General features: G+C 73.0%; 18 protein-coding genes and 2 riboswitches. Of the genes, 6 read left to right on the top strand and 12 right to left on the bottom strand.

Annotated features, from left to right (window positions below):
• Positions 1 to 91: 91 nt before the first annotated feature.
• Positions 92 to 982, bottom strand: a complete 891-nt coding sequence (locus BDZ31_RS10755) for a cobalamin-binding protein (RefSeq protein ID WP_183341862.1) — start codon at positions 980 to 982, stop codon at positions 92 to 94.
• A 12-nt stretch (positions 983 to 994) separates the two neighbouring features.
• Between BDZ31_RS10755 and BDZ31_RS10750 the strand changes: the two genes are divergently transcribed.
• Positions 995 to 1,276 carry a 4a-hydroxytetrahydrobiopterin dehydratase gene (locus BDZ31_RS10750; RefSeq protein WP_183341861.1) on the top strand — a complete coding sequence of 94 codons (282 nt, stop codon included), beginning with the start codon at positions 995 to 997 and terminating at the stop codon, positions 1,274 to 1,276.
• Between the two features lie 320 nt (positions 1,277 to 1,596).
• Here BDZ31_RS10750 and BDZ31_RS10745 read toward each other — a convergent pair whose 3' ends face one another.
• Entirely contained in the window at positions 1,597 to 2,397 is an 801-nt protein-coding gene (locus BDZ31_RS10745; RefSeq protein WP_183341859.1) for a 3-hydroxyacyl-CoA dehydrogenase NAD-binding domain-containing protein, read from the bottom strand.
• Positions 2,398 to 2,575: 178 nt separating this feature from the next.
• On the opposite strand from BDZ31_RS10745, the gene BDZ31_RS10740 reads away from it, so the two are divergent.
• Entirely contained in the window at positions 2,576 to 4,972 is a 2,397-nt protein-coding gene (locus tag BDZ31_RS10740) for a putative bifunctional diguanylate cyclase/phosphodiesterase (RefSeq protein ID WP_183341857.1), read from the top strand.
• Here BDZ31_RS10740 and BDZ31_RS10735 read toward each other — a convergent pair.
• The 7 genes from BDZ31_RS10735 to BDZ31_RS10705 all read right to left on the bottom strand — a co-directional run bounded on the left by BDZ31_RS10735 (position 4,947) and on the right by BDZ31_RS10705 (position 10,740).
• The gene (locus BDZ31_RS10735) at positions 4,947 to 5,306 is read right to left on the bottom strand and encodes a DUF192 domain-containing protein (protein WP_183341855.1); all 360 of its coding nucleotides are present in this window, start codon (positions 5,304 to 5,306) and stop codon (positions 4,947 to 4,949) included. The two genes, BDZ31_RS10740 and BDZ31_RS10735, sit on opposite strands and share 26 nt — an antisense overlap.
• 105 nt (positions 5,307 to 5,411) lie before the next feature.
• The gene (locus BDZ31_RS10730) at positions 5,412 to 6,470 is read right to left on the bottom strand and encodes an enolase-like domain-containing protein (protein WP_183341853.1); all 1,059 of its coding nucleotides are present in this window, start codon (positions 6,468 to 6,470) and stop codon (positions 5,412 to 5,414) included.
• The gene (gene xseB / locus BDZ31_RS10725) at positions 6,467 to 6,808 is read right to left on the bottom strand and encodes an exodeoxyribonuclease VII small subunit (protein ID WP_183341851.1); all 342 of its coding nucleotides are present in this window, start codon (positions 6,806 to 6,808) and stop codon (positions 6,467 to 6,469) included. Before xseB ends, BDZ31_RS10730 begins: the two co-directional genes overlap by 4 nt.
• On the bottom strand, positions 6,805 to 8,178 hold the full coding sequence (gene xseA / locus BDZ31_RS10720) for an exodeoxyribonuclease VII large subunit (RefSeq protein ID WP_183341850.1): 1,374 nt from the start codon (positions 8,176 to 8,178) through the stop codon (positions 6,805 to 6,807). The genes xseB and xseA overlap by 4 nt, the downstream gene beginning before the upstream one ends.
• Positions 8,175 to 9,227, bottom strand: a complete 1,053-nt coding sequence (locus tag BDZ31_RS10715) for an LLM class F420-dependent oxidoreductase (protein WP_183341848.1) — start codon at positions 9,225 to 9,227, stop codon at positions 8,175 to 8,177. Before BDZ31_RS10715 ends, xseA begins: the two co-directional genes overlap by 4 nt.
• 41 nt (positions 9,228 to 9,268) lie before the next feature.
• A complete protein-coding gene (locus BDZ31_RS10710) occupies positions 9,269 to 9,547 on the bottom strand; it encodes a hypothetical protein (RefSeq protein ID WP_183341846.1) in 279 nt (92 codons plus the stop codon).
• Positions 9,544 to 10,740: a cell wall-binding repeat-containing protein gene (locus tag BDZ31_RS10705; RefSeq protein WP_183341844.1), complete on the bottom strand. Its 1,197-nt coding sequence runs from the start codon at positions 10,738 to 10,740 to the stop codon at positions 9,544 to 9,546. The genes BDZ31_RS10710 and BDZ31_RS10705 overlap by 4 nt, the downstream gene beginning before the upstream one ends.
• Before the next feature lie 154 nt (positions 10,741 to 10,894).
• Positions 10,895 to 11,041, top strand: a riboswitch (cyclic di-AMP (ydaO/yuaA leader).
• A 2-nt stretch (positions 11,042 to 11,043) separates the two neighbouring features.
• On the opposite strand from BDZ31_RS10705, the gene BDZ31_RS10700 reads away from it, so the two are divergent.
• The 3 genes from BDZ31_RS10700 (at position 11,044) to pspAA (ending at position 12,983) form a co-directional block, all read left to right on the top strand.
• Positions 11,044 to 11,751 (top strand): NlpC/P60 family protein, encoded by a 708-nt coding sequence (locus tag BDZ31_RS10700; RefSeq protein ID WP_183341842.1) that lies wholly within the window; start codon positions 11,044 to 11,046, stop codon positions 11,749 to 11,751.
• 165 nt (positions 11,752 to 11,916) lie between these two features.
• Entirely contained in the window at positions 11,917 to 12,708 is a 792-nt protein-coding gene (locus BDZ31_RS10695) for a PspA/IM30 family protein (RefSeq protein ID WP_183341840.1), read from the top strand.
• The gene (gene pspAA / locus BDZ31_RS10690) at positions 12,705 to 12,983 is read left to right on the top strand and encodes a PspA-associated protein PspAA (RefSeq protein ID WP_183341838.1); all 279 of its coding nucleotides are present in this window, start codon (positions 12,705 to 12,707) and stop codon (positions 12,981 to 12,983) included. The genes BDZ31_RS10695 and pspAA overlap by 4 nt, the downstream gene beginning before the upstream one ends.
• Before the next feature lie 115 nt (positions 12,984 to 13,098).
• On the opposite strand, the gene pspAB is transcribed toward pspAA, so the two are convergent.
• The 3 genes from pspAB to BDZ31_RS10675 form a co-directional block, all read right to left on the bottom strand.
• Positions 13,099 to 13,671 (bottom strand): PspA-associated protein PspAB, encoded by a 573-nt coding sequence (pspAB, locus tag BDZ31_RS10685; protein WP_183341836.1) that lies wholly within the window; start codon positions 13,669 to 13,671, stop codon positions 13,099 to 13,101.
• Between the two features lie 3 nt (positions 13,672 to 13,674).
• Positions 13,675 to 14,568 (bottom strand): zinc metalloprotease HtpX, encoded by an 894-nt coding sequence (htpX, locus tag BDZ31_RS10680; protein ID WP_183341834.1) that lies wholly within the window; start codon positions 14,566 to 14,568, stop codon positions 13,675 to 13,677.
• Positions 14,569 to 14,719: 151 nt separating this feature from the next.
• Entirely contained in the window at positions 14,720 to 15,472 is a 753-nt protein-coding gene (locus BDZ31_RS10675; protein WP_183341832.1) for a hypothetical protein, read from the bottom strand.
• Positions 15,473 to 15,587: 115 nt separating this feature from the next.
• A riboswitch (cyclic di-AMP (ydaO/yuaA leader) is annotated at positions 15,588 to 15,707 on the top strand.
• Between the two features lie 133 nt (positions 15,708 to 15,840).
• On the opposite strand from BDZ31_RS10675, the gene BDZ31_RS10670 reads away from it, so the two are divergent.
• Positions 15,841 to 17,052 carry a murein hydrolase activator EnvC family protein gene (locus BDZ31_RS10670; protein WP_183341830.1) on the top strand — a complete coding sequence of 404 codons (1,212 nt, stop codon included), beginning with the start codon at positions 15,841 to 15,843 and terminating at the stop codon, positions 17,050 to 17,052.
• The last annotated feature ends 33 nt before the right edge of the window (positions 17,053 to 17,085 follow it).

Here is a 17,085-nt window from a genome sequence, read left to right as displayed (position 1 = left end):
CCAGTTTGAACCGTCGGCGCGCCGGGATCGGGCGGTTCGGGCCGGGCGATGCGGTGGGAGGGGGCGCCGGCGCGGCGGCCCGTCCGGCACCCTACAACTCGACCGTCAACGGCTCCGACGGCGCGTCCGGGACGGCCTCGGGGTGGAGGATGCTGGCCATCAGCTCGAGCCCGTCGACCAGGCGCGGGCCGGGGCGCGAGAAGTAGGCCGCGGCGTCGACGGCGACGACCTGGCCGGCGCCGATCGCGGACAGCTGCTCGCCGAACGCGAGCGCCTCCGCGCGTGCGCGCTGCGCGTCGTAGCCGCACGGCATCACGACGACGACGTCGGGCTCGGCGGCGGCGACCTCCTCCCAGCTGCGGCGCTCCGAGTGCTCGCCGGCGAGGCCGAGCACGTCGACGCCGCCGGCGTACTCGATCAGCTGCGGCGTCCAGTGGCCGGCGACGTAGACGGGGTCGAGCCACTCGAGCGCGGCGACCTTCAGCGGCGGACGGTCGCGGACCGCCAGCCGGACGCGGTCGATCCGCGCGGCGGCGTCGGCGATCAGGTCGACGCCGGCATCTCTTCTGCCGGTCGCCTCGGCGAGCGTGCGCACGTCGCCGAGCACCTCCCCGAGCGTGCGCGGGTCGAGCGCGATCACCTTCGGTCTGCTGTCGAGCCGCTCGGCGATCGCGCGGACGTCCTCGTAGGAGACGGCGCAGACGGCGCAGAGCGCCTGCGTCACGATCAGATCGGGCTGCAGCCGTCTCAGCGCCTCGACGTCGAGCTCGTAGATCGCCTCCCCCTGCTCGGCGCGGGCGCGGACGGCCGCGTCGACCTGCCCGGCCGTGAGGTCGTCGGGCAGCGCGTCGCGCGTCACCTTCGGCAGGGCGCGCGCCTCCTCGGGATGGTCGCATTCGTGGGTCACGGCGATAACCTCGGGACCGAGGCCGAGCGCGAACAGCATCTCGGTGGAGGACGGGACGAGGCTCACGATCCGCATGGGAGACACCATATGGCACGCCTGACCGACGACGAGGTCGCGACCCGGCTCGAGGGCAGCGAATGGCGGCAAGAGGGGGAGGCGATCGAGCGCGACCTCCGCTTCCCCGACTTCGCGCTCGCGATCGCATTCGTCGACCGCGTCGCGGAGGTCGCCGAGGCGGCCAACCACCACCCGGACATCCTCGTCCACGGGTGGAACAAGGTCCGCCTGACGCTCTCCACGCACAGCGAGGGCGGGCTCACCGAGGCCGACTTCGCGCTGGCGAGGCGGCTCGACGAGCTTGCCGCCTGAGCCCGCAAAAGCTGACGAGCCTGCACGAAAGCTCCAAAACCGCTAAGTTCCATATGACACAACCGCATCACGGCCTGAGAGGAGCCGGCGGTTGGGTGGAGGAGGAGCGTGGTGGGCTCGGTGGGTCCGCTTCACGCAAAAGCGAAGCCGGCCCGCTGAGCGGGCCGGCTTCGTGCTTCTGGGAGGAGGTGCTGCTGTGAGGTACGTCGCACCCGGGAGTATGTGGCGGGCACCTGAAGCGGCCTTAAGCTGGGACTGAGAAGAATCTCATCCGACCGGAGGTTTCGGGAACCCGTCGCGACGGCACTTCGAGGTGTCGCTCAGCCGCTGTAGTCGTAGAAGCCGCGGCCGCTCTTCTTGCCGAGGTGCCCGTCGGCGACGAGCTGCTCCACGCGTGCTGGAACCGGCGTTCCGATCGCCTCGCCGATCGCCTTCGAGACGTCGAGGCCGACGTAGTCCAGCAGCGCCAGCGGTCCCATCGGGTGGCCGGCGCCGAGCTTCATGCAGGTGTCGACGGCCTCCGGCTCCAGGCCCGTCTCCTCGATCAGGTCGACGGCGCTGAAGAGGTACGGGAAGAGCAGCCGGTTGACGACGAAGCCGGCGATGTCGGGCACCTCCACCGCCGTCTTGCCGAGCTTCGCGCAGAGTGCGCGCGAGCGCTCGCGCACGTCGCCGTTCGCCTCGGGGGCGTAGACCAGCTCGATCAGGTCCATCTTCGGCACCGGGTTGAAGACATGCAGGCCGACGAAGCGGTCGGGCTTCCCCGTCTCCTGCGCCAGTCTCGTGACCGACAGCGACGAGGTGGTCGTCGCCAGCACCGCCTCGCCGTTGGAATGGCGGCCGAGCTCGCCGAGGACGCTCGCCTTCGTCGCGTGGTCCTCGGCGACCGCCTCGACGAGGTAGGTCGCGCCGCCCAGCTCGTCGAGCGAGCGGACGATCGTCACGCGGTCGGCGATCGGCTCCTCGCTCAGCTTCCCGCACCACTTCGAGACCATGCCGCGAGCGCGATCGGCGGAGCTGTCGGAGCGCGCCCACAGGAGTACCTCGCCGTGCTGCGCCGCTGTCGCCGCCAACCCGCACGCGATCGCACCGGATCCTGCGATGCCCAGCCGTTCCTCCACGCGTTTGCTCCTTCGATCGACTCGTACGAACCGCGCGTACAGTAGGGGTCTCGCACGCTTCGGAGCGCCGGTTCCGCGATGCGGACATCTCAGCGAACGGTCACGTTCGGGCGCGCAGACGCTCATGTCGGACGCGGGAAGCGGTCAAAAGCTGACGATCGCGGCCGATGTTCGGGGAATGAGGTCCCAGTCAGGGCACGCGCGCGCCGGCGCGCTCGCACGCGAAGCCGCGCCGTTCCTGGTCGGCGCGGTGCTGGCGCTCGCGCTCGTGCCGCTGTCGCTGCTGCGCGACAGCTCGGCGGCGTGGGCGTGGGCGATCGCGCTCGTCGCCCTGGCGGCGGTGATCGGCTTCGCCGTGCGCGGGCTGGTGCGCCACCTCCGCGCCGGTCAGTACGCCCTCGCCGAGGCCCAGGAGCAGTTCCGCACCGCCTTCGAGGGCGCCCCGATCGGGATCGCGCTGTTCAACGTCGACGGCCGCTACACGGAGGTCAACCGGGCGCTCTGCGAGATGGTCGGCGTCGAGCGGTCGCAGCTGATCGGGACCGGCGTGCTCGAGCACGTCTCGCCGGCCGACCGGCCCGAGTCGCTCGCCGCCTTCCGCGCGCTGATGGCCGGGACGAAGGAGACCCACCACGCCGAGCCGCGACTGCGCCGCGCCGACGGACGCGAGATCTGGTGCCAGCTGCGCGCCTCGCTCGTGCGCGACGGCAACGGCGAGCCGCTCCACTTCATCGCCCAGGTCGAGGACGTCAGCTCCAGACGACGCGCCGCCGAGGCGCTCGCGGAGGCCGAGGAGCGCTTCCGGCTCGCCTTCGAGGGCGCGCCGATCGGGATCGCGCTCGCCGACCTCGACGGCCGCTTCCTGCGCGTCAACGACGCGCTCTGCGAGATCACCGGCTACACGGCGGCCGAGCTGCTCGCCGCCAACGTCGACCTGCTCGGCCACTCCGACGCCGCGGACGCCGAGCAGGAGCACGTCGACCGCCTGATGCGGGGCGAGATCCGCTCCTACCGGCTGGAGCGCCGGATCGTCCACGCGACCGGCCGCAGCGCCTGGGTCAGCCTCAGCGTCTCGCTCGTGCGCGACGCCGAGGGCACGCCGCGGTACTGCATCAAGCAGCTGGAGGACATCTCCGACCGCAAGCGCTTCGAGGGCCAGCTCGCCTACCTCGCCGACCACGACGCGCTGACCGGCCTCTACAACCGCCGCGCCTTCCAGCGCGAGCTCGACGAGCGGGTCGGCGGCGCCGACGGGGGCGGCGCCGTCTGCGTGCTCGACCTCGACCACTTCAAGGACATCAACGACACGATGGGCCATGCCGCCGGCGACGAGGTGATCGTGCGCGTCGCGCGGCTGCTCGCCAAGCGCCTGCGCAAGACCGACGTGCTCGGCCGCCTCGGCGGCGACGAGTTCGCGATGCTGCTGACCGGCGTCTCGCGCGAGGAGGCCGAGCGCGTGATCGCCGAGCTGCTGCTGGTCGTGCGCGACCAGTCGGTCGTCGTCGAGGGCGGCCACCCGATCGGCCTGACCGCGAGCGCCGGGATCGCGCTGTTCGACGCCGGCACGCCGCTGAGCGGGGAGGAGCTGCTCGTCAGCGCCGACATCGCGATGTACGACGCGAAGGAGGCCGGCCGCGACCGCCACGCGATCTCCGTCAAGACCGAGCTGCGCCAGGCGCAGATGACGGAGCGGATGGCGTGGTCGCAGCGGATGCGCGACGCGCTCGAGCGCGACAGCTTCGTGCTCTTCCAGCAGCCGGTCGTCGACCTCGTCACCGGCCAGCCGAAGTCGCACGAGCTGCTGCTGCGGATGCGCGGCGACGACGGCGAGCTGATCCCGCCCGCGACCTTCCTGCCGATCGCCGAGCGCTCCGGCCTGATCGCCGAGATCGACCGCTGGGTGACGCGCCGCGCGATCAAGACGATCACCGAGCAGAAGGCGGCCGGCCGCACGCTGCGGCTGGCGGTCAACCTGTCGGGCGCGTCCGTCTCCGACCCCGCGCTGCTGGAGCTGATCGAGCACGACCTGGCGGCGATGGCGCCGCCGCCCGGCAGCCTCGTCTTCGAGGTGACCGAGACGGCCGCGATCGTCAACCTCGACTGTGCGCGCGCCTTCGCGGCGACGCTCGCCGAGCTCGGCTACGAGCTGGCGCTCGACGACTTCGGCGCCGGCTTCGGCTCCTTCTACTACCTCAAGCGGCTGCCGTTCGACTACCTCAAGATCGACGGCGACTTCATCCGCCACCTGACGACCAGCCACCAGGACCAGCTGGTGGTGCGGGCGATCGTCGAGATCGCGAGAGGGCTGGGGAAGAGGACTGTCGCGGAGTTCGTCGGCGACGAGGAGACGATGGACCTGCTGCGCCAGCTCGGCGTCGACGACGGCCAGGGCTTCCACATCGGCAGACCGGCGCCGCTGGAGGATCTGCTGGCGGCCGGCGCCGGCATGGCCGCCGCCGCTCCCGTCTCCGCGGCGGCGATCCCCGACTCGGAGCTGGAGGCGATGGAGGCGGCGGTCGCGGCGCTTCAGCCGCCGCCCGACGACGACCTCAGCGCACCGGCGCTCCCGGCCTGAGGCGCGCGACGAGCGCCGTCCCGGCCGGCAGCTCCAGCACCTCGGCGGCGCGCGCGCAGGCGCGCAGGCGCCGCGGCGGGACGGCGGCGTCGATTCGCACCGCGCGACCGTCGTGCCCGATCCAGACGAGGTCGAGCGGGAAGCGCATCGCGAAGGTGTGGATCGAGCGGGTCCGCGGCAGCAGCAGCGCCGTCGTCGCGGCGACCTCGTCGGGCGCGATCCCGGCGAGGCCGCGCAGCCGCGCGAGCGGCGTCGCGGCACGGCGGGCGTCGAGGCGGTCCAGCGGCGGCAGCAGCGGCTGGCGGGCGAGCGGGAGCAGGCGGTTCGGGCACATGCTCCGACGGAGTCGCGAGGGGCGCGCGCCTCGCCCCGCCGACCGGGTCCGTCGATGACCGCGCCGCGTCGGCACGCGCCCCGCCGCGGAGCGCGCCGGCCGCCGTCAGCCCTCCCAGCGGAAGCCGGTCGCCGACGGGCGCGGCGCCAGCGGGCTCGACGGCAGACCGTCGGCCGGCACGGCGTGGTTGTAGCCGCCGGGCGCGAGGTCGTTGGGCGTGTCGGGATGGAACAGCGCGGCGAGGTACTGCGCCTGTCCGCGCCCGACGCCCAGCTCGAACTGGCCGCCGCCGTAGGCGCCGATGCCGCGCTCCGCGCAGTGGTCGTAGGCGGCGCAGAGCCGCTTCAGGCCGCCGAGCCGCGACGGCTTGATGTTGACCATCCGCGGCGCGAACGGGAGCGCTTCGATGTCGGCGATCGAGTGGATCGGCGCGTCCCAGGTGATGCGGCCGTGGTCGGCGGCGAGCACGTCGGCGATCCCCGGCGCGTCGAGGTCGGGGTCTTCCAGCCACGCCTCCGGGAAGCCCTCGGCGATGCGGCGGTACCAGTCGGGTGCCGCCGGCGTGTCGACGACCGTCCCCCGGTACTGGCCCTTGTAGTCGATCGAGTCGACGGCGCCGGTCTCCCTCAGCGCGGCGATCAGCTCGTCGTCCCAGCTCGCTTTGCCGTCGAGCTTGAAGCGCAGCGTCGGGTAGCGGGCGAGCAGGCCGGCGATCGGCGCGATCGACGCCGGCTCCGGCAGCGCCAGCGAGACGACGAAGGTCAGCGGCCGCAGCGTCCGCCCGAGCACCTCGTGCAGCGGCCGGCCGGCCTGGCGCAGCGCGAGGTCGAGCGCGGCGGAGTGGAAGGCCCAGCGGCGGTAGAGCCGCGACACCTCGCCGTCGACCGGCTCCTCCGGGAAGAGGTCGAGCGCGTCGACGTGGTCGCAGAAGGCGCCGAGCGTCCACTCGCCGGCGAGCGGCTGGACCGGTCCGGCCGCCTGCAGCTTCTCCTGGTCCTCGGCGTCGTAGACGACGTCCTCGCCGAGACCCTCGTGGCCGCCGCCGACGAGGTGGATCACCGTCGACTTGCGCGTGAAGCCGGAGGAGACGTCGAGCTGGAGACCCTCCAGCTCGTAGGAGTCGACGGTCAGCGGGAGGCCCTCGAGGAGTGCGTAGGTGCTCATCCGCCGAACCCTCCGCCCGGACCGCCGGCGCCGCCGGGACCTCCAGGCGACCCACCGCCGCCCGGGCCTTCCTCGCCGCCGCGCTCCAACCGCGCGACCAGCTCGTCGAGCCGCAGCTCCTCCAGCCCTCTGCCGACCGCCTCCAGCTCGCCGGCGCAGAACTCGACCAGCCGCCGCCCCTCGGCGACCAGCTCGAGCGTCTCGCGCAGGCCGGCCTCACCGGAGTCGAGACGGCGGATGATCTCCTCGATCCGCGCGCTGGCGCGCTCGTAGCTCAGCTGCTCGCCGCCGCCGGGATCGCTCGTGTCGCCGCCGATGTCCATCTGCACGCTGCTCATCTTGTCGCATCCTCCACGTCGGCCCGGACGCGACCGTCGTGGAAGCGCAGCTCGACCGCTCCGGCGGCGCGCGCCTGCTCGGCGGAGGTGACGACCTCGCCGGCGCGGTCCTCGACGAGCGCGTACCCGCGCTCCAGCGTCCGCTCGGGATCGTGGGCGGCGAGCGCCAGCGCGAGCCGCTCGAGGTCGCGCCGCCGCCGCACGGTGGCGGCGTCGGCGCCGTGGCGCAGCCGTGCGCCGCCGGCTCTCACCAGCGCCTCGGCCCGGGTCCGCTCGGCTGCGGCGAGGTCGCGCTTGCGCCGCAGCGCGAGCAGTCGCGTCTGCGCCACCTCGCGCTCGCGGCCGGTGCGGCGGCGGGCGCTGGCGCGCAGCTCGCGCAGCTGCTGGTGGAGGCGACGGCGGTGGCGCGCGACGTGCTCGGCGGGAGCGCGCGCGAGGCCGGCGAGCGTCCGCGCCCGCTCCAGCACGGCGCGGCGGCCGTGGGCGTCGAGCCGGCGCGTCTCGCGCAGCAGCGTCGCGCGCGCCTCGCCGACGTCGATCCGCACCGCCTCGGCGGCGGCGTGGGTCGGAGTCGAGCAGCAGACGGCGGCGACGTCGTCGATCAGCGTGCGGTCGGTGTGGTGGCCGACCGAGGCGATCACCGGCACCCGCAGCAGCGCGACGGTGCGGCAGAGCGTCTCGTCGCAGAAGGCGAACAGGTCGGCGAGCGAGCCGCCGCCGCGCGCGACGATCACGACCTCGACCTGCTCGAGCGCGGCGAGGTCGCGCAGCGCCTGGGCGATCCGCGGCGCCGCGTGGCGGTCCTGGACCGGCGCGAAGCCCCACACGATCGTTCCCTCCCAGCCGCGCCGCCGCAGCCCGGCGAGCACGTCGTCGCGCGCCTTGCCGGTCTCGCCGCAGACGACGCCGATCGTGCGCGGCAGCAGCGGGCGGGGGAGGTGCTTCTGCGGCTCCAGCAGCCCCTCGGCGGCGAGCAGCTTGCGCAGACGGTCGACCTGGGCGAGCAGATCGCCCTCGCCCGCTATGCGCATGTCGGTGGCGCGGAAGGAGAAGGCGGGGGAGGAGGTGGCGCTCCCGGGGTAGTAGTCGCAGCCGCCGGCGAGCACGACCTGGGCGCCGTCGCTCGGGTCGACGCCGAGTCGGTCGAAGTCGGTCCGCCACATCGCGCACGGCAGCGCGCCGCGCGCGTCGCGCAGCTCGAAGTAGACGGTGGTGCGGCTGGTGCGGAAGTTCCACAGCTCGCCGAAGACCTGCACCCGCGCGAACGACCGCAGCTGCTGGCGCAGCCGCTCGGCGTAGACGCCGACGGCGAACGGGCCGGGCAGCGAGCTGCCGGGAATCCCCGACGGCGTCGGCGCCGGCTCGCTCACGGCGCCGCGACCGAGGCGACGGCTTCCGCGGCGGCGCGCACGACCGCCGGCTTGTCGCCGCAGGGGACGATCACGAGCGTGTCGGAGCCGATCGCGGCGTAGCGCGCGACGCGCTCGGGCAGCCGGTCCGGCGTCGTCGCGATCGTGCCGGAGTCGATCAGCTCGTCGGTCAGCGCGAGCGCGGCGCCGAGGCGGTCGCCGTCGAGGAACAGCTCCTGGCAGGTGCGGGCGGCCTCGCCGTGGCCGTACATCGCGGCCAGCTCGACGTAGAAGTTCTTGTCCTTCGCGCCCATCGCGCCGAGGTAGAAGGCGAGCCACGGGCGGACGAGGTCGCGCGCCTCCTCGACCGTGTCGGCGAGCGCCACCGGCACGACCGGCGCGACGTCGATCTCCGACAGCCCGCGGCCGGCCTTCTCGGCGCCGGCGCGCAGCGGATCGAGCAGCAGCTCCGGCTGCTCGGGGTTGAGCAGGAACGGCAGCCAGCCGTCGGCGATCGCGGCCGTCTGCTCGACCGATCTCGGCCCGATCGCGCCGAGGTAGATCGGGATTCGCCGCTGGACCGGCTTCGCGAGCAGCTTCAGCGGCCGCCCGAGCCCGGTCGCCCCGGGCGCGTCGGCCGGCAGCGGCAGCGTGAACGCGCTGCCCTCGTAGGTGAGGGTTCTGCGCGCGAGGATCGTGCGGACGATCTCGACGTACTCGCGCGTCCGCGTCAGCGGCCGCTTGAAGGGGACGCCGTACCAGCCCTCGGAGACCTGCGGCCCGGAGGTCCCGAGCCCGAGCCGGAAGCGCCCGCCGCTGATCACGTCGAGCGACGCGGCCGCCATCGCCGTCGCGGCCGGCTGGCGGGCGGGGATCTGCATCAGGCCGGAGCCGAGTCCGATCCGCTCGGTCTTGCCGGCGAGCAGGCCGAGCAGCGAGACGGCGTCCTGGCCCCACGCCTCGGAGATCCAGAGCGAGTCCAGACCCAGCTCGTCGCCGAGCACGGCGAGCTCGACCTGCTCCTCCGGCGTGAACCACGGCCAATAGGCGAGAAAGAGTCCGAGGCGCATGCCTGGCGAGCCTAGCTCACCGGCCGGCCGCTGCTCGCCGCTCAGGCGGCGTCGTCGACGCTGGCGAGCGTCTTCATGCCCGGCTGCTCGGGTGTCCCGCGCACCTCGCCGTGGAAGGCGATCGCCTCGAGGCGGGCGATCTCGCGCTCGCCCTCGACGCGGGCGGGGTGATCGGCGGGGAGGCCTCTGATCAGGCGGCCGATCCGCTCGCGCAGCTGGAGGGCGAAGTGGGGGGTGGACGCGCCCATCAGCTGACGGACGTCGTCGACGGTGACCTCGCGCCCGGGGCGCAGGCGGTCGGGATGCTCGAATCTGCTCACGGCGCGCTCGTTCTGACGGGGACGATCTCCAGGAAGCTGTCGATGCGCGACTGCACCGGAAGCGATATCGCGTCCTCGTCGCCGATCAGCCAGCCGTGATTGTAGACGCCGCGGACGGGATCGCGCTCGTAGCCGGGCTGGATGTCGAGCAGGTACTCGCCGAGCGTCAGCGGCAGCTCGTCGGGATCGTCGACCAGCAGCAGCGGGCCGTACGTGCCGCTCGCCGACAGCGGCGCGGCGGCGGCGGCGTCGGCCGGCCGCCGGTCGTTGGCGAAGACGAGCCCGTGCCCGGGGTCGACGACGCCCCAGCCGAACGTCCCGTCGGTGTAGCGGGCGAAGGCGATCGCGTTTCTGACCGCGTCCTCGCCGGCGATCCGCGTCACGTTCCCGAGGCCTCTCAGTGCCTGCTCGACTCTTCTGCTGACGACCGCCTCGGGGCCGAGCACGTAGATCCGCGGTCTGCGATGGGTCCGCAGCGCGGCGAAGGTCGCGCCGGGGATCGTGTCCCTTCTGACGAACAGGACCGGGACGCCGCTCTTGGCGGCGTAGGCGGCGGCCGGCATCGAGAAGGCGGCGTCGTCGAGGGAGGCGATCATCACCGACCGCGTCTCGCGGCCGGTCGCGGCCGCCTGGTATCTGTCGATCGCCGCGGCGAGTGCGACCGGGTCCGAGCCCTCGATCGTCGTCGAGCGGTAGCCCTCGGGCGCCGGGGTCTCGGCGCCGATGCGCACGACCTGGACTCCGCCGAGCGCTCTGACGCCGGTCGGCGCGAGCGCTCTCAGCGCCTCGGCGCTCGCCTCCGGCAGCGTTCTGCCCTCGGTCAGCAGGATCGGCGCCCGCAGCGGCTGGCTCATCAGGACCGAGGCGGCGATGGCGGCCTGCCAGTCGTCCTGGTCGGCGAGCACGACCGCCGGCGGGTTGGCGCCGGGGGCGCTGCCGGGATAGACGGCGCGCGCCACGGCGGCCGCGTTGGCGATCGCGTCGGCGCCGCCGACGCGGGTCGTGTTCTTCGTCGCGAAGCCGGGGAAGCCGAGCTGCGCGGAGGCCTGCGGCTCGTCGCCGGCCGAGCCGATCTGCGGCGTCGTGACGACCAGCCCGCGCTGATCGTCGTCGTCGCCGCCGCCGCAGGCGGCGAGGCCGGTCAGCAGGAGCAGCAGCAGCCCGACGAGGGCGAGGCGGGAGCGGCGCGGCATGGCCCGGCACGATAGCCCGCTGCCGGTCGGACCGAGCCGGTCGGCGGCGACGAGCTGCGGAGGCCCGCGGCGCGTCGCCGGCGTCGTGTCCCCGCAACGCGCGGGAATTCCCACGTCCTGAGGGTTGACGTAACGCCCGAGCGTTCGGTTAGGATGCCGCGCAACGCCGAACCCGGGGCCCGGAGCCCCGGGACGGGGGACCCAAGTTATTGGGGCGAGTCCCGCGGTCGATCCGCGGGAGGCGCCGGCTCTTTCCGCGCTAGCCCGACAGCTAACCCCGCAGGCCGACGAAAGAGAGTGCAGTTGCGCGCACCGACCCTGGTCGTGCTGGGTCTGCTGATGTTCGCCGTAGCCTTGACGCCCGCGACCGCCGCGGCGGTCACGGGCGGCGCCGGCCTCGCCAGCGACGTCACGACGAGCACGCCGAAGGGCAAGCCGGCGAAGAAGGCCAAGAAGAAGAAGGCCAAGAAGAAGCGGTCGCAGGCCAAGAAGCCCGCCGGCGCCCCCGAGGGTCACGAGGCGCAGCGGCGGCAGCCGGGCGCGGCCGCGGGCGGCGCCGCCTACGGCTACGTCCCGCCGGCCGATCCCCGCCCGACGGTGCCCGGCAGCCGCGCCGTCTTCAGAGGCGGCATCGCGTACGCCCCGGCCGCCGCGCCGCTCGAGGTGCAGGAGGCGGTCTGGGCCGCCAACGAGCTGCTCGACAAGCCGTACCTCTACGGCGGCGGGCACAAGAGCTTCCGCTCGGCCGGCTACGACTGCTCCGGGACGGTCTCCTACGCGCTCAACGGCGCCGGCCTGCTCGACACGCCGCTCGACTCGACCGGCTTCATGTCGTGGGGCGCGTCCGGCAAGGGCAGATGGATCACCGTCTACACCAACCCCGGCCACGCCTTCGTCGTGATCGCGGGCCTGCGCCTCGACACCAGCGGCCCCGGCGAGAAGGGCCCGCGCTGGCGCCCCGGCAGGTACTCGACGGCCGGCTTCAAGGTCCGTCACCCCGAGAACTACTGAACCGGCGAGCCGCAGCGGTCGCCGGCGACCGGCGACCGCGCTGCCGTCGCGACTCCCGATCGGCCGGAAGTGACGGCCGTTCCGGGGGTTTCCCACCCTGCCGTCGCGCACGTCGGGCGGTAGGCTTGAAACTCTGACCCTCGAACCTGCCAGAGGAGGATCCTGATGGCCGGCCTGTCCGGGCGCTTCTCCACCGTCGTCAAGGCGAAGATCTCAAAGCTGCTCGACAAAGCAGAGGATCCTTCCGAGACGCTGGAGTACAGCTACCAGAAGCAGATGGAGCTGCTGCAGAACGTGAAGAAGGGCCTCGCGGACGTGGTGACGTCCAAGAAGCGCCTTCAGCTCCAGTCGCAGAAGATGGAGCAGCAGGTCGTGAAGCTCGACACGCAGGCGCGTCAGGCGCTCGCGGCGGGCAACGAGACGCTCGCGCGGACCGCGCTGGAGCGCAAGTCGGCGATCCAGAGCGAGCTCCAGGGTCTCGACACGCAGATCGCCGAGCTCGAGCAGCAGCAGCAGGCGATGGTCGACAACCAGGCCAAGCTGCAGTCGAAGATCGAGAACTTCCGCACCAAGAAGGAGGTCGTCAAGGCGCAGTACTCGGCGGCCGAGGCGCAGGTGCGGATCTCCGAGGCGGCGACCGGCGTCGGCGAGGAGATGGCCGACGTCGGCCTCGCGATGCAGCGCGCGCTCGACAAGACCGAGAACATGCGCGCCCGCGCGCAGGCCGTCGACGAGCTCGAGAGAGCCGGTGCATTCGACGACCTGACCCAGCTCGGCGACGGCCAGGACGACATCGACCGCCAGCTCGCGCAGCTCAGCGCCGGGACCGGCGTCGACAGCGAGCTGGAGAAGATGAAGGCCGAGCTGGCCGCCGGCAGCGGCGGCGGCTCCGCGGGCCAGCTGGGCGCCGGCGAGGGCGAGGGCGGCGAGTCCGGCGGCAAGGAGCAGTCGGCATGATCGTGCGGATCGCGACCGAAGGCCAGTACAAGCTCGCCGACGAGATCGCCGACCGCCTCAACGAGCTCGACAACGCGGCCGTCGCCGCCGCCGAGGCCGAGGACGAGGCGCGCTTCACGGAGCTGTTCGGGCAGATCATCGCCCTGATCCGCTCCGAGGGCACGCCGCTCGACGCCGACGAGCTGCACGGCTCCGACGTGATCGTGCCGCCGCCGGACACCTCCTACGAGGACGCCCGCCACGAGTTCACCGGCGAGGGTCTGATCCCGGGCTGACCCGGCCGCCCCGCCGCGAGCGCGCCGCCGTCACGTGCGGCGCGCCTGCAGGCTCACCACCCAGCAGTGCTTCCAGAGCGCCGGCCGCAAGGCCGGCGCTCTCGCGTCCGTCGGCTCAGATCGGGATGCCCCAGAGCGGGAACCAGCGCTCCAGCTCGGGCTCGATCGGCAGCTCGGCGCCGATCTGGGCCTTCAGACGCAGCTCCGACTCGCTGTCGCGCTGCTGGGCGCCGCCGGAGGGGACGAACGGGTAGAACGACCCGCGCTTGTAGTTGTAGATGAAGTAGAGCGGTCTGCCGGCGCTGTTCTCGAACGCGAAGACGGCGCACAGGAGGCGGTCGCCGTAGCCGCCGGCCTCGATCGCGCCCGAGACGGCGTTGATGCCGACGACGAGGTCGTCGAAGTCCTTGTCTCCCAGCACGATCCAGCGGTAGCCGTAGTCGTCGTCCTGAGAGGTGACCTCGGTGTCGGAGTCCTCCGAGATGCCCTGGACGACCTCGACCATGTCCCTCACGAGCTGGTCGAAGTCGGCGGTCGCCAGCGCCTGGAAGACGATCCCGGCGCGCCCGGCCGTTCTGAGGCCGAGCTCGGTCTCGAAGGTGATGTTCGCGGTCGACATCGCGAACAGGCGGTCGGGGGCCGGTCTGGCGAGCTTGCGCTTGCCGGTGAGGATGTCGAAGAGGCCCATCGGCTACGACGCGCCCTGCAGCTGCGACTCGAGCCGGCTCAGCGCCGCGATCCGCTTCTCCATCGGCGGATGCGTCGAGAACAGGCTCATCAGCGAGTTCTTCGCGTTCGGCGGGAAGATGTAGAAGGCGGCCATGTCCTCGGAGGCGCGCAGGTCACGCTGGGGGATCCGCTCCATCCCGCTGCTGATTCTCATCAGCGCCGAGGCGAGCGCGCTCGGCCGCCCCGTGATCACCGCGGCGCCGCGGTCGGCCGCGAACTCGCGGTAGCGCGACAGCGCCTGCAGCAGCAGGAACGAGACGATGTAGACGCCGATCGAGACCAGGATCACGACCGCCGCGCCCGGCCCGTCGTCGTCGTCGCCGTGACCGCCGCCGCCGAAGAAGAAGCCGAACTGGACGATGTAGGAGGCGACCGCGGCGAAGAAGCTCGCGATCGTCATCACCATCACGTCGCGGTTCTGCACATGCGCCAGCTCGTGCGCCATCACGCCCTCGAGCTCGGCGGGGGAGAGCAGGTCCATGATCCCGGTCGTCGCGCAGACGGTCGCGTTCTTCGGCGAGCGGCCGATCGCGAAGGCGTTCGGCATCGGCGTGTTCGCCACCGCGACCTTCGGCTTGGGCAGGTTGGCCTGCACGCAGAGGCGCTCGACCATCGCGTGCAGCTGCGGCGCCTCCTGCGGCGAGACCTCCCGCGCGCCCATCGCATGCAGCGCGAGCTTGTCGGAGGCGAAGATCTGGACGAGGAACATCACGCCGACGATGATCAGCAGCGGCGTGTAGCCGGAGGCGAAGATCACGCCGATCAGGGCCGCGTAGACGAGGCCGAGCAGGAACATGGTCAGGGTCATCCGGAGCTGGAGCCCGGTGTCCTTGCCGAATGTCGATGGGCGGGGCATGGCGGCGCGATCCTCCTGGGTGCAGAGTCTGCACGCAATGATCGCAGACGCTCCTCACGCGCTCCTAAGCATGCGGGCGCGAGGGCGCTCGGCGGGCGCTGGGACCGGCGTGCGGGAGGAGGTCGCAGGCGGACGGGGCGGCCGCGAACGGCTACGGCTCGCCCCAGGCGAGCCGGCTGCTCGCGTGCGACTCGGCGCCGAAGACGTCGTCGAGCAGCGCCGCCGGGTCGGCGACGCCGACGTCGTCGCGCAGATGGCGCTCGACCTCGGCGCGCGAGGCGCCGCCGACCGCCATCTCGATCGCGACCAGCCGCGCGGCGTTCGAGCTCTCCACCGCCGGCGGGTCGGGCACGGCGACGACGTGCGGCATCGCCGTGACGACCGCGTCGGAAGCGCCGTCGGGCGCGCCCTGCGGCGGAGGCGGGGTCGAGCGGGCCCACGTCGGTTGCGGCGGCGCGGCGGCGGAAGCCGGTGAGCGCTCGGGCCGGCGCGGCGCCGCAGGGGCCGGCGCGCCGTCCGCGGCGGCGTGACCGGCGGACTGCTGCGCGGCGTGGGGCCACGGCGCGCGCGGCACCGCCGCGTGCAGCTCCTGCTCGCCGCGGCGGAGCTCGGCGTTGAGCGCGGCGGTCGCGTCGGTCAGCTCGTCGGTGAGCCGCCTGACGGCGCTGCCGAGCGCCTCGAGCTTCGCGGCGCGGGCCGCCGCCTCGGCGTCGACGTGCAGGCGCGCGGCGGCGAGGTAGCGGCGGACCTCGTCCTCGGCGCTGCGGCGGCGCTCCTCGATCGCGCGCTCGGCAGCTCGCGCCTCGCGCTCGGCGGCGTGGACGATCGCCTCGACGTGCGCGGCGACGTCGCGCCCGAGCGCGGAGGCGGGGCGGTCGTGGCTGTCGTCGCGCTGCGAACCCATGGCGGTCAGGCGCGAGGTTACACGCGCCACCCGCGGACCGGTCAAGGGCGGGGCAGATTCCTGCAAGTTCTGGACCAATGTCGCAGCGCGGACGGCCCGCTGCTACCCTCGGCGTTGCCGAATCCCCTGCCGAGCGCGGGGGAGCGGGGGACCCACACGACGTTTCCCCGGGGCGAATCGCGGTCTGCTGACCGCGTAGCGCATCGCGCGAGCCCGACAGCTAACCCCGCAGGCGCCGCAGCACCAGAAGCAATGACCAGGACCGCTCCCGCCAACGCCCGTGCCGTGCCCTGCCCGGACGCGCGCTCCATAACAGTGAACCTGAGGTTGACCCTCAGGGATCGCGCTCTCTAGACTCGCCCGTCGCCATGCGGCTTCGCCTCCTCCTCGCCTGCCTCCTGCTCCCGCTCGTCGTCTGGGTCTCGCTGCCGCTCGTCTCGAGCGCCGACCCGCAGTCCGACCTCGATCGCGTCGAGGGGAAGATCGACTCCAAGCGCAACGAGCTCAACCGCGTCCGCGGCAGAGCGCAGGTGCTGACGAGCGACATCACCGCCTTCACGCGCAGAATCGACACGCTGCAGGGGACGGTCGACAGGCTGCAGAAGAGACAGGACGCGATCCAGTCCGACCTCGACGAGAAGCGCGGCGAGCTGCTGAGAACCCAGGAGGAGCTGCGCACCGTGCGGGCCCGCCTGGCGAGACTGAGAGTGCGGCTGAGAGACGCGCGCGACACGCTCGCCGCCCGCCTGGTCGAGCTGTACAAGTCCGACGAGCCCGACATCGTCAGCGTCGTGCTCGACTCCGACGGCTTCGCCGAGCTGCTCGAGAACGGCGCCTACCTGCAGCGGATCGGCGAGCAGGACCGCCGCATCATCACGGCCGTCAGATCGGCCAAGGAGGAGGCCGCGACGGCGACGCGCAGGCTGTCCGCCCTGGAGAGAAGACAGCAGGCGATCACCGACACGATCTACCAGCGCCGCAACGAGGTCGCCCGCGCGCGGATCGCCGTCGAGAAGAAGCGCGACGACGTCGGCCGCGCCCGCGCCGGCAAGCGCGAGCTGCTGCGCAGAGTGCGCCAGAGCGCGAGCCACATCCACGAGGACATCGAGGCGCTCCAGGCCGAGCAGGCGAAGATAGAGCGCAAGATCCGCGCTGCGCAGGCCCCGACCACGACGGCCACCGACCCCGGCCCGGTCAGAGGCGGCGGCCGCTTCATCTGGCCGGTCAACGGCCCGATCACCAGCTCGTTCGGCTGGCGCACCTCGCCGGTGACGAGATTCCACCAGGGCCTCGACATCGGCGCCGCGAGCGGGACCCCGATCCGCGCCGGCGGCGGCGGCACGGTGATCATGGCCGGCTACAACGGCGGCTACGGCAACTTCACCTGCATCGACCACGGCGGCGGCATCTCGACCTGCTACGCCCACCAGTCGTCGATCGGCGTCAGCGCCGGCCAGAGCGTCTCGCAGGGCCAGGTGATCGGCGCGGTCGGCAACACCGGCTTCTCCTTCGGCGCCCACCTCCACTTCGAGGTGCGCGTCAACGGCAGCGCCGTCCAGCCGCTCAACTACCTCGGCTGAGCCGGGCCCGCCCGCGGACGGGCGGCCGCCCCG

This window comes from Conexibacter arvalis (genome assembly GCF_014199525.1).
GTDB classification, from domain to species: domain Bacteria; phylum Actinomycetota; class Thermoleophilia; order Solirubrobacterales; family Solirubrobacteraceae; genus Conexibacter; species Conexibacter arvalis.
Note: the sequence above shows the minus strand (reverse complement) of the source record. Positions and strands in the feature narration are given on the sequence as shown.